We start from the raw sequence: 11,701 nt of genomic DNA on the forward strand, positions 1-11,701 counted from the left end.
GGCCTTCGTCGTCGTGCGTCGTCAGGCGCGCGAACCGGCCTCCGCCAGCTCACGGCCGCCCTGCGGGGCGTCGCCGTCGACGACGGGCTGCGCCGCGTCGTCCTGCGCGGCGTCGTCCTGGGCCGTCTCGTCCTCGTCGAACAGGTGCTCCGACGACGCGGCGCGGAACCGCTCCAGGTCGAGGATGCCCTCGCGCTTGGCGACGATCGTCGGGACGAGCGTCTGCCCCGCGACGTTCACGGCGGTGCGGCCCATGTCGAGGATCGGGTCGACGGCGAGCAGCAGGCCGACGCCCGCGAGCGGCAGCCCGAGGGTGGACAGCGTCAGCGTCAGCATGACCATGGCGCCCGTGAGGCCCGCGGTGGCGGCCGAGCCGACCACCGACACGAAGGCGATGAGCAGGTAGTCGGTCAGCGACAGGTCGATGCCGAAGATCTGCGCCACGAAGATCGCGGAGATCGCCGGGTAGATCGAGGCGCAGCCGTCCATCTTCGTCGTCGAGCCCAGCGGCACCGCGAACGACGCGTACTCGCTCGGCACGCCGAGGTTGCGCTCCGTGACGCGCTGCGTCACCGGCATGGTGCCCACCGACGAGCGGGACACGAACGCGAGCTGGATCGCGGGCCAGGCGCCCTTGAACCACGCGACGACGCCGAGGCCGTTGGCCCGCAGCAGCACCGGGTACACGACGAAGAGGACGAGGGCGAGGCCCACGTAGATCGCGACCGAGAACGAGGCCAGCGAGCGCAGCGACTCCCACCCGTAGGTGGCGACGGCGTTGCCGATGAGGCCCATGGTGCCCAGCGGCGCCAGGCGGATGATCCACCACAGCACCTTCTGCACGATGGCGAGAGCCGACTTGTTGAACGCGAGGAACGGGTCGGCCTTGGCGCCGGACTTCAGCGCCGCGATGCCGATGACCAGCGCGACCACGAGGATCTGCAGCACGTTGAAGCTGATCCCGGTCTCCGCGCTGAACGCGCCGTCCGCCCCCGGCTCGACCGACGTGCTCGCACCCAGGCCGAGCACGTTGGTCGGGATGAGGCCGTTGAGGAAGTCGAGCCACGTGCCCGTGGACGACGGCTCGGCGCCGTCCGCCACCGACAGGGTGGTGTTGTGACCGGGCTGGAACACCAGGCCCAGGCCGATGCCGATCGCCACCGCGATGGCGGACGTGATCGCGAACCAGAGCAGCGTCTGGCCGGCCAGCCGGGCCGCGTTGGTCACGGTGCGCAGGTTCGCGATCGACGCGACGATCGCGGTGAACACCAGCGGCGGCACGACCGCCTTGAGCAGGGTGACGAACGACGACCCGATGGTGTCGAGCGTCGTCGTCAGGCCGTTGGGCGTCTCGCCGTCGGCCTGCGGGCCGAGGGACAGTGCGAGCCAGCCGAGCAGGACGCCCAGGGCCAGGCCCAGCAGGATCTGCACGGAGAACGAGGGGAAGCGCAGACCCTTGCGGGCGCGGGGCTGCGCGCCGGGGATCTTGGTTGCGGAGGACACGGACAGACCTTTCGCCGGGGTGCCGGGGGCACCAGGGGTGGGCGGTCGCCCACCAGGAGGTACGGGGTGCGGGGGGTGCGGGGGCGCGGTGAGGCGCCTGCCGCGCGTGGCGCGCGTGGCGCGCTCGCACGCCCGACGAGCGGTCCGGGGACCGGGGGAAGCCGGGCGGCGCAGGCTCCGACCGTCGACGACGACGTCGACGGGTCAGCGGACGGTCAGCGACAGAGCGCGCTCGCGACGCGACGGAAGTCGACGTCGAGGCGCGCGGTGAGGTGGGTCCTCACGGGGACGCTGACGGTCACGAGAGCTCCAGGCACGATCGGGTTCAGGGGGATCACGGCGATTCAACTCATCGACATGATCGATCGTGGGTATCGAACCCACGAATCCAGCACCCTAACAAGCGTCCGCCCCGATGCCCAGGTCGTGTGAGGCACCTCATGGTGGCCGTACGGTCGGTGGGTGACCTCCGCTCCCCTGCCCCACGACCCGCTCTGGCCGCGCGCGGGCTCCTGGCCTGCGCCGCCCCCCGAGACTGCCGACCCGGCCGCCGCCCCCGCCGCCCTCGCCCTGATCGGCGTCCCCACGTGGCGCACGTCCCTGTCGACGACGGGCGCGCACGCCACGCCCGCGGCGGTGCGCGACGCGTTGCGCCGCTTCAGCCCCGCGCTCGTCGCCGGCCCCGACGGCGAGCCCGTGGACCTGGGCGCGCTCGCCGTCGTCGACCACTGCGACGTGACCGAGCCCGACGGGCCGGAGGGCGAGGTGCGCGCCCGGGACGCCGTCGCCCGCGCGGTCTCGGGCGCCCGCGCCGTCGTCGCGCTCGGTGGGGACAACGCGCTCACCGTGCCCGTCGCGCTGGGAGCGTGGGGCGACGACGTCGCGACCGCCGGCCTGGTCACCTTCGACGCTCACTACGACCTGCGCGACGGCGTCTCGAACGGCTCGCCCGTGCGGCGCCTGGTCGAGGCCGGGCTGGACCCGGCGCGGATCGTGCAGGTCGGCATCGCCGACTTCGCCAACTCCGCCGCCTATGCCCGGCGGGCGCGCGACCTCGGCGTCACCGTCGTCACGCTCGACGAGCTGCGCCGCCGCGGGCCCGGCGGCCTCGCCGGCGTCGTGCGCGAGGCCCTCGACGTCGCCGGCGCCGCGGGAGGGCCCGTGCACGTGGACGTCGACGTGGACGTCTGCGACCGGTCCGTCGCCCCCGGCTGCCCGGCGAGCGTGCCGGGCGGCCTCGCCGCGTGGGAGCTGCGCGCCCTCGTCCGCGCGGCCGCGACCGACCCGCGCGTCCGGTCCGTCGACGTCGCCGAGGTGGACGCCACCGCCGACGCCCCCGACGGCCGCACCGTCCGCCTCGCCGCCCTCTGCGTCCTGGAGGTCCTCGCCGGGCTCGCCCACCGCCCCGCGAGATAGCCCCCACCCCGCCGAGGTAGTTCCCCTCTTGCCGAGGTAGTTCCCCTCTTGCCGAGGTAGTTCAAGTCAGGCCCAGGTAGTTCAACTCGTGCCGAGGTAGTCCACTAAGGCTTGTCAAGAATCCCTTTTGGCAGGAATGCCCGAACTACCTCGGCGCAGGGAGAACTACCTCGGCGGGGTGCGCACTACCTCGGCGGGAGCGGTACTACCTCGGCGGGGTGGGTACTACCTCGGCGGGGTGGGTACTACCTCGCGGGGTGGCCGTCCTTCCAGACCGCGTGCACGAGCGGGACGCCGGGACGGTAGGCGAGGTGCGTGCGGCTCGCGGCGTCCAGGACGACGACGTCGGCGCGGGCGCCGGGTGCGAGGTGCCCGACGTCGTCGCGGCGCAGCGCCCGTGCACCGCCCGCCGTGGCGGCCCAGACGGCCTCGGCGACGGTCATGCCCATCTCGCGGACGGCCAGCGCCACCATGAGCGGCATCGAGCTCGTGTACGACGAGCCGGGGTTGCAGTCGCTCGCCAGCGCGACGACGGCGCCGGCGTCGAGCAGCCGGCGCGCGTCGGGGTACGGCTGCCGGGTGGAGAACTCGACGCCGGGCAGCAGGGTCGCGACCGTCCCGCTGCCCTCCCCCGTCCACGACGCCGCGAGCGCCGCGACGTCGTCGTCGGACAGGTAGGTGCAGTGGTCGACGGCGGCCGCGCCGAGCTCGACGGCGAGGCGCACGCCCTCGCCGGGCCCGAGCTGGTTGGCGTGCACCCGCACCCCCAGCCCGGCGGCGGCGCCCGCCTCCAGCACGCGGCGCGCCTGCTCCGGGGTGAACGCGCCGGTCTCGCAGAAGACGTCCACCCAGCGCGAGTGCGGGGCGCACGCGCCGAGCATGTCGCCGACGACGAGGTCGACGTACGCGTCGGCGCCTCCGGCGTCGCCCGAGAACTCCGGCGGCACCACGTGCGCGCCGAGGAAGGTGACCTCCTCGGTGACCTGCGCCGCGAGCCGCACGGAGCGCTCCTCGTCGGCCACGGTCAGGCCGTAGCCGCTCTTCACCTCGAGCGTCGTGGTGCCCTGCGCCAGGGCCTCGCCGACGTGCCGGCGCAGCCCGGCGCGCAGCTCGTCGTCGGACGCCGCCCGCGTGGCGGCGACCGTCGTCCGGATGCCGCCCGCGGCGTACGGCCGGCCGGCCATGCGCGCCTCGAACTCGGCCGACCGGTCACCGGCGAACACCAGGTGGGTGTGGGAGTCCACGAAGCCGGGGACCACCGCTCGCCCGTCCGCCCCGACGACGCGGTCGGGCGCGCGACCGAGCGCTGCCTCGACGCCGTCCGCGCAGGCCCGCTCGGGCCCGACCCACGCCACCCGGCCGCCGTCGAGCAGCAGCGCGGCGTCACGCAGGACGCCGGTCGGGTCGCCGTCGGCCCCGAGCGTCGGGTCGTTGGTCGTGAGCTCGCCGATCCCGAGGATCAGCGTCGACGGGTGCTCACCGCCCGGGTGCTCCACCTCGCGCATCTCACGACTCTCGCATCGGCACGCGCAGCCCGCCCCGCGCGGCGGCCGCGGCGGCGTCGTCGTACCCGGCGTCGACGTGCCGCAGCACGCCCAGCCCCGGGTCGTTGGACAGCACCCGCGCGAGCTTCTGCGCCGCGAGGGCGGTGCCGTCGGCGACGGACACCTGCCCGGCGTGGATGGACCGGCCCATGCCGACCCCGCCGCCGTGGTGCAGCGACACCCAGGTGGCACCGGAGGACGCGGCGGTGAGCGCGTTGAGCAGCGGCCAGTCGGCGATGGCGTCGGAGCCGTCCGCCATGCCCTCGGTCTCCCGGTACGGGGACGCGACCGAGCCGGCGTCGAGGTGGTCGCGCCCGATGACGACCGGAGCGCTCACCTCGCCCGACGCGACGAGGTCGTTGAACGCCAGCCCGGCACGGTCGCGCTCGCCGTGCCCGAGCCAGCAGATGCGGGCGGGCAGGCCCTGGAACGCGACCCGCTCCTGCGCGGCGCGGATCCAGCGGTGCAGGTGGTCGTCGTCGGGGAACAGGTCGAGGACGGCCCTGTCGGTGGCGGCGATGTCGCGCGGGTCGCCCGACAGCGCAGCCCAGCGGAACGGGCCCTTGCCCTGCGCGAACAACGGCCGGATGTACGCGGGGACGAACCCGGGGAAGTCGAAGGCACGGTCGAAGCCGCCGCGACGCGCCTCGTCGCGAATCGAGTTGCCGTAGTCGAACACCTCGGCGCCCGCGTCGAGGAACCCGACCATGCCCTCGACGTGCCGCGCCATCGACTCGCGCGCACGGTCGGTGAACTCCTCCGGCTTGGCGGCCGCGTAGTCGGCCCACTCCTCCACCGAGACGCCCAGCGGCAGGTACGACAGCGGGTCGTGCGCCGACGTCTGGTCGGTGACGACGTCCACCGCCACCCCCCGACGCAGCAGCTCCGGCACGACCGAGGCGCTGTTGCCGACCACGCCCACGGACAGCGCGCGCCGCTCGGACCTCGCCGCCTCGACGCGGAGCACCGCGTCGTCCAGGTCGTCCGCGACCTCGTCGAGGTAGCGCTCGCGCACGCGCCGCTCCAGGCGCGACCGGTCGACGTCGACCACGAGGCACGCGCCCCCGTTGAGCGTGACCGCGAGCGGCTGCGCGCCGCCCATGCCGCCGCAGCCGCCCGTGAGCGTGAGGGTCCCGGCGAGCGTGCCCCCGAACCGCTTCGCCGCCACCGCGGCGAGCGTCTCGTACGTGCCCTGCAGGATGCCCTGCGCGCCGATGTAGATCCACGACCCGGCGGTCATCTGCCCGTACATGGTGAGGCCCTGCGCCTCCAGGCGGCGGAACTCCGGCCAGGTGGCCCAGTCCCCCACGAGGTTGCTGTTCGCGAGGAGCACGCGCGGCGCCCACTCGTGCGTGCGCAGCACCCCCACCGGCTTGCCGGACTGCACCAGGAGGGTCTCGTCGTCGCCCAGCGTCGTGAGGGTGCGGACGATGGCGTGGTAGCTGGGCCAGTCGCGCGCGGCACGGCCCGTGCCACCGTAGACGACGAGGTCGTCCGGGCGTTCCGCGACCTCCGGGTCGAGGTTGTTCATGAGCATCCGCAACGGCGCCTCGGTCTGCCAGCTGCGGGCGGTGAGGGTCGTGCCGCGCGGCGCGCGGACGGGCACGGGGGTGCCGCGGTCGTACGTGGCGGGGGACATCGGCGTCTCCTTCGGGCGGTGGGCGCGTACAGACAGGTCTGGCGAGCGGGCAGGTCAGGCGAGCGGGCCGACGGCGGCGCTCGCGGCGGCGACGACCTCGCCGTCGACGACGAGCCGCGTGACCGCCTCGATCTCGGGGGCGAGGAACCGGTCCGGACCCGGGCCAGCGACGACCGTGCGCAGCAGCGCGTGGACGGCGCCGGTGCCTGCCGCGGCCCCCGCGGTCGCCGAGCTGTCAGAACCAGGTGCCGGTAGAGCAGCACCTGGTTCTGACAACTCGGGGCGCTGGGACTTGTCAGAACCACGTGCGGGTAGAGCAGCACCTGGTTCTGACAGGTCGGGGAGGCGGAGGTCGAGCGCGCGGGCGGCGGTCATGAGCTCGACGGCGAGCACGCGGCCGAGGCCGTCGAGGGCGCGACGGAGCTTGCGCGCCCCCGCCCACCCCATCGACACGTGGTCCTCCTGCATCGCCGACGACGGGACGGAGTCGACGCTCGCGGGGGCGGCGAGGCGCTTGAGCTCCGAGACGATCCCGGCGGCCGTGTACTGGGCGATCATCAGGCCGGAGTCGACGCCCGGGTCGTCGGCGAGAAACGCCGGCAGGCCCTCGTTGCGGGCGACGTCGAGGAACCGGTCGGTGCGCCGCTCGCTCATGGACGCGACGTCGGCCACCGCGACGGCGAGGAAGTCCAGCACGTACGCGACGGGCGCGCCGTGGAAGTTGCCGTTCGACTCGACCCGGCCGTCCACCGTGACCACCGGGTTGTCGATGGCGGACGCGAGCTCTCGTCCCGCGACGGTCGCCGCGTGGTCGACGGTGTCGCGCGCCGCGCCGTGCACCTGCGGCGCGCAGCGCAGCGAGTACGCGTCCTGCACGCGGGTGCACTCCGGGCGGCCGTCGGCATCGAGGGTGCGGTGGCTCGCCACGACGGGCGACCCGGCGAGCAGGGCGCGCAGGTTCGCGGCCGACGCCGCCTGCCCCGGGTGCGGTCGCATGCCGACCAGGTCGGCCGCGAAGGGTGCGTCCGAGCCGAGCAGCGCCTCGACGCTCGCCGCCGCGGCGACGTCCGCGGTACGGAGCAGGTCGCGCAGGTCGTGGATCGCGAGGCAGAGCATTCCGAGCATGCCGTCGGTGCCGTTGATGAGGGCCAGCCCCTCCTTCTCCCGCAGCTCCAGCGGCGCGATGCCGGCCGCCGCGAGCGCCTCGGCGGCGTCGAGCAGCTCGCCGTCGCCGTCGGGACCCGCCCCGACCCGGACCGGGCCCTCGCCGAGCGCGGCCAGCGCGACGTGCGCGAGCGGCGCGAGGTCGCCCGAGCACCCGAGCGACCCGTACTCGTGCACGACGGGCGTCACGTGCGCGTTGAGCATCGCCGCGTACGTCTCGGCGACCTCGGGGCGGGCGCCCGTGCGGCCCGTGGCCAGGGTGGCGAGCCGCAGCAGCTGTAGCGCGCGCACCACCTCTCGCTCCACCTCGGGGCCGCTGCCGGCGGCGTGCGAGCGCACCAGGCCGAGCTGCAGCTGCGCCCGCTTGTCCGTCGGGATGTGGCGGCGGGCGAGGGCGCCGAACCCGGTCGAGACGCCGTAGTGCGGGCGGTCGTCGTCGGCCAGGGACTCGACGACGGCACGGCTGGCGGCCATGCCCGCGAGGGCCCGGTCGGTGAGGCGCACCTGCGCGCCGTGCCGGGCGACCGCGACGACGTCGTCGACGGTCAGGGGGTCTCCCGTGATCTCGACGACGACGTCGGACCGGGGCGCGACCGGGTGGGTCGTCGTACGGCGGGCGGGGTCGCCTGCCTCCTGCAGCGTTGCGGTCATGCGGTCAGCACACACCGTCGCGGGCTCGCTGGACACCGCGTCCGGACAGGTTCAGTCTGGGATCCCAGACAGACCGGATGCCGAGGTAGTCCAGGTCCTACCGAGGTAGTGCGGGCCTTGCGAGGTAGTCCCCGGAACTACCTCGGCACGACCCGGACTACCTCGCGGAGGGGGGACGATGGCGGACGTACCGGCGGCGCGCAGCACGTTGCGGGTGCTGACGTTCCTCGCCGCACAGGCCGGCCCGGTCCCTGCGGCGGCGGTCGCGCAGCACCTGGGCCTGCCTCGCTCCACCGTCTACCACCTGCTGACCGTGCTGGTGGACGAGGGCTTCGTGACGCACCTGCCGGAGGAGCACCGCTACGGGCTCGGGACGGCGGCGCTGTCGCTGGGGTCGGCGTACGCCCGGCAGGCGCCGCTCGCCCGGCTGGCGCGTCCCGTCGTCGCGCGGCTCGTGGAGACGACGGGCGAGAGCGCGCACCTCGCCGTGCTGCACGGCCGGGAGGTGCTGTACCTCGTGGAGCAGCGCGCGCCACACCGCCCCAGCCTGGTGACCGACGTCGACGTCCGCCTGCCCAGCCACCTGACGGCCAGCGGTCGTGCGGTCCTGGCGCTGCTGCCGGCCGCACAGGTGCGGGCGCTGTTCCCCTCGGCGACGGCCCTCGCGGACCGGACGGGCGTCGGCCCCCGGACGCTGCGCGACCTGCGTGAGGTGCTGCGCGACACCCGCCGCCGCGGCCATGCCACCGAGGACGGCGAGGTCACGACCGGCCTCGCGTCGGTGGCGCACGCCGCCCTCGACCACACCGGCCGCCCGGTCGCGGGCGTGGCGCTGACGTTCTGGTCCGACGACGTCGACGACGGCCGGCGAACGGAGCTGGCCGACGCCGCCGGTCGCGCCGCCAGCGAGATCAGCCGCCGCCTGGGCGCGCGCCGACCGTGATCGTGCGGACCCGGGGCGGCGGCCGGTCAGCCGAGCCACTCCTGGGCGGCGGCGACCAGGGCCGCGACGCCGAGGTCGAGGGTGGGCTCGGGGACCGGGGCGAAGAACGGCGAGTGGTTCGGCGCGACGCCGTCGGGCAGGCCGCCCATGCCGGTGGCCGTCGCAGCGTCGAAACCTGCGAAGAGCGCGGCGTCGAACCCGCCGAGGAACCAGTACACGAGCGGCACGCCGGCGGCGGTCGCCAGGTCGCCGACGTCCTCGGAGCCGGGCAGCGGCGGCAGGCTCACCACCTGCGGCCGACCGCCGGCCGCCTCCACGCGCGGACGCTCCGCCTCCAGCACCCGCTCGAGGACCGCGCGCGTGCGGGCCGTGGCTCCGGGGTCGTTCGCGGTGAGGTTGAAGGCGGCGACGTGCGCGTACTCGGGCGGCTGCGGCGCCCCGGACGCCGCGGCCTCGGCGTCGACGATGCGATGGATCGCGGCGAGGACGCGCTCGCGGACGCCGTCGTCGAAGGTGCGGACGTTGACGAGCAGCTCGGCCCGGTCGGGGATGACGTTCGCCTGCGTCCCGGCCTGCACGGACCCGACGGTGACGACGGCGGACTCGGTCGCCCCGACCTCGCGCGACACGATGCCCTGGAGCCGCAGCACCGTGGCCGCGGCCATGACCACCGGGTCGACGGTCGCCTCGGGGCTGGAGCCGTGCCCGCCCGCCCCGTGCATGGTGATGCGCAGCGAGTCCGCGGCCGCCATCGCGGTCCCCGGGGTCAGGCTGACCACCCCGACGGGCAGCGGCATGACGTGCTGGCCCAGCACGACGTCCGGCACGACGCCGATGCGGTCGTAGAGCCCGTCGGCGACCATGCGGCGCGCGCCCTCGCCGACCTCCTCGGCGGGCTGGAACAGGACGACGAGCGTGCCGGACCAGGCGTCCCGGGCCTCGGCGAGCGCGGCGGCGGCGCCGAGCAGGCAGGTGACGTGCACGTCGTGGCCGCACGCGTGCATGGTGCCGGACGTGCGGCCCTCCGGCGTCGTCGCGGTGTCGGTGGAGGCGTACGGCAGCCCCGTGCGCTCGGTCCCCGGCAGCCCGTCCATGTCGGCGCGCAGCAGGACGCGCGGCCCGGCGCCGCGAGCGAGCACCCCGACGACGCCCGTGCCGCCGATCCCCTCGTGCACCTCGTAGCCCCAGCCGCGGAGCCGGTCGGCGACGATCCCGGCGGTGCGGTGCTCGGCGAACCCGAGCTCAGGATGGGCGTGGAGGTCGGTGTAGATGGCCGTCAGCTCGGACGTCGTCAGCGCGCTCATGGCCGCCATCGTGCCCCTGTCGGCGCGCCTCGACATCCGGTGAACGCCCGGTGTCGGCGGCAGTGCGCCCCGAGGCTGTGTGCAAGATCTCCACGTCGTCGTAAGGGTTTATTCAGGTCCGCGGTGCAGAATCGTGGCCATGACGTCAGCGACGACTTCGAAGGGCAAGACGACGACCCGTCTGGCCGCGGTGAGCCTCCTCGCCGTGACCATGATGCTGGGCGCGTGCTCCGCCCCCACCGAGGACGTCCAGTCGTTCATCGCCGGTGCCAAGAGCCAGGCCGAGGCCATCGACGTCGACCTCCAGCAGCTGCAGCACGCCACCGGTGTCCCCGCCGCCCTGCGCGGCCCCGTGACCGATGCGATCAGCTCCGCGCAGGCCGCGACCGACGAGGCGCGTGCCGCCCTCGCCCGGGCCGCCACCTCCGCCGACGGCGCCGTCGTCGCGCTGGAGGACGCGCAGGTGGCCCTCGAGGCTGCGTCCGCCGAGGTCCGGTACGTGACCGACGCCGCCCGGCAGAAGGGCGCGGGCGACGTCGCGGACCAGCTCTCCCGGCTCCAGGAGCAGATCGACGCCCTGCGCGGCGAGACGGAGAGCGCGGTCGCCTGACCGTCAGTCCGGGTCGCTCAGTCCGGTCGCTCAGTCCGGGTCGCTCGGGTCCAGCGGCAGGTGATGGTCGAGGTTGACCACCCCGCGCCGCCAGTAGCCGGAGACCAGCACCTGCTCGGCGGGCAGGCCCAGCTCGCGACGCAGGTGTCGGCGCACGGGCACCAGGTCACCGGCCTCGCCGAGCCCCACGAACAGCTCGTCGTGCCCCACGGCGCCGAGGGAGCGCACGGCCTCCACGAGCTGCCCCGGGCCGTCGGTGCGGTAGAGGATCTCGACGGCCGCGCCGTCCAGCTCGTCCTCGACGTGCGCCTCGTCGACGTCGTCGCCGATCTCGACGATCGCCGTCACCGGCACGCCGGGCTCGACGGCGGCAGCCCAGCGGGCCAGGGCGGGCAGTCCTGTCTCGTCGCCGACGAGGGTGAGCCGCGCGATCCCCTCCGGCACCCCGGCGCTGCCCCGCGGTCCTGCGAGCACGACCTCGTCGCCCGGGGTCGCGCGGGCCGCCCAGGCGGACGCCGGGCCCTCGTCGCCGTGCAGCACCCAGTCGACGTCGACCTCGGCCACGCCGTCCACCGTCCGTGTCGCGCGGACCGTGAGGTCGCGGGAGATCGACACGACGCCGGCCGGGCGTTGCAGCCCGCCGTCCGCGGCGAGCGTCGGCGCGTGCAGCGCGCCGGTCGCCGGATCGGGCAGGAAGACCTTGACGTGGTCCTCCGGGCCGGGCGCCCGCAGCGCCGCCAGGGACGACGGCGCGGCGGGGTCCGCGCCGTCGACGTCGCGGAACGTGGTGCGCCGCAGGCTGCCGCTCAGCTCGCGCACGGCGTGCACGCGCACGCGGCGGGGGACGAGATCGAACCGGAGACGGGATCGCGTGAGCACGACTCGATTCCACCATGCCGGTCCGATCCGTTCGGCAGAAGGTGGATC

Annotated in this window: 9 protein-coding genes; 3 read left to right on the top strand and 6 right to left on the bottom strand. The window is 75.0% G+C overall.

Features of this window, described 5'->3' with window-relative positions:
- Positions 1 to 21: 21 nt before the first annotated feature.
- Positions 22 to 1,503 (bottom strand): dicarboxylate/amino acid:cation symporter, encoded by a 1,482-nt coding sequence (locus ACFT55_RS14680; RefSeq protein WP_380244579.1) that lies wholly within the window; start codon positions 1,501 to 1,503, stop codon positions 22 to 24.
- Between the two features lie 462 nt (positions 1,504 to 1,965).
- Here ACFT55_RS14680 and ACFT55_RS14685 point away from each other — a divergent pair, with 462 nt between their 5' ends.
- Positions 1,966 to 2,919 carry an arginase family protein gene (locus ACFT55_RS14685; RefSeq protein WP_380244580.1) on the top strand — a complete coding sequence of 318 codons (954 nt, stop codon included), beginning with the start codon at positions 1,966 to 1,968 and terminating at the stop codon, positions 2,917 to 2,919.
- 245 nt (positions 2,920 to 3,164) lie between these two features.
- On the opposite strand, the gene hutI is transcribed toward ACFT55_RS14685, so the two are convergent.
- The 3 genes from hutI to hutH are packed head-to-tail and all read right to left on the bottom strand — an operon-like array spanning position 3,165 to position 7,917.
- Positions 3,165 to 4,424, bottom strand: a complete 1,260-nt coding sequence (gene hutI / locus ACFT55_RS14690; RefSeq protein WP_380244581.1) for an imidazolonepropionase — start codon at positions 4,422 to 4,424, stop codon at positions 3,165 to 3,167.
- Position 4,425: 1 nt separating this feature from the next.
- On the bottom strand, positions 4,426 to 6,102 hold the full coding sequence (gene hutU / locus ACFT55_RS14695; protein WP_380244582.1) for a urocanate hydratase: 1,677 nt from the start codon (positions 6,100 to 6,102) through the stop codon (positions 4,426 to 4,428).
- Positions 6,103 to 6,156: 54 nt separating this feature from the next.
- A complete protein-coding gene (gene hutH / locus ACFT55_RS14700; RefSeq protein ID WP_380244583.1) occupies positions 6,157 to 7,917 on the bottom strand; it encodes a histidine ammonia-lyase in 1,761 nt (586 codons plus the stop codon).
- Between the two features lie 178 nt (positions 7,918 to 8,095).
- Between hutH and ACFT55_RS14705 the strand changes: the two genes are divergently transcribed.
- On the top strand, positions 8,096 to 8,860 hold the full coding sequence (locus tag ACFT55_RS14705) for an IclR family transcriptional regulator (RefSeq protein ID WP_380244584.1): 765 nt from the start codon (positions 8,096 to 8,098) through the stop codon (positions 8,858 to 8,860).
- Between the two features lie 26 nt (positions 8,861 to 8,886).
- Here ACFT55_RS14705 and ACFT55_RS14710 read toward each other — a convergent pair whose 3' ends face one another.
- Positions 8,887 to 10,164 (bottom strand): amidohydrolase, encoded by a 1,278-nt coding sequence (locus tag ACFT55_RS14710; RefSeq protein ID WP_380244585.1) that lies wholly within the window; start codon positions 10,162 to 10,164, stop codon positions 8,887 to 8,889.
- Positions 10,165 to 10,303: 139 nt separating this feature from the next.
- Here ACFT55_RS14710 and ACFT55_RS14715 point away from each other — a divergent pair, with 139 nt between their 5' ends.
- Entirely contained in the window at positions 10,304 to 10,774 is a 471-nt protein-coding gene (locus ACFT55_RS14715) for a hypothetical protein (protein WP_380244586.1), read from the top strand.
- Positions 10,775 to 10,804: 30 nt separating this feature from the next.
- Here the strand turns inward: ACFT55_RS14715 and ACFT55_RS14720 are convergent, their stop codons facing one another.
- Positions 10,805 to 11,653 carry a siderophore-interacting protein gene (locus ACFT55_RS14720; RefSeq protein WP_380244587.1) on the bottom strand — a complete coding sequence of 283 codons (849 nt, stop codon included), beginning with the start codon at positions 11,651 to 11,653 and terminating at the stop codon, positions 10,805 to 10,807.
- Positions 11,654 to 11,701 lie beyond the last annotated feature (48 nt).

The sequence above is a fragment of the Isoptericola sp. NPDC057191 genome, from assembly GCF_042670225.1.
In the GTDB taxonomy this organism is placed as follows: Bacteria; Actinomycetota; Actinomycetes; order Actinomycetales; family Cellulomonadaceae; genus Isoptericola.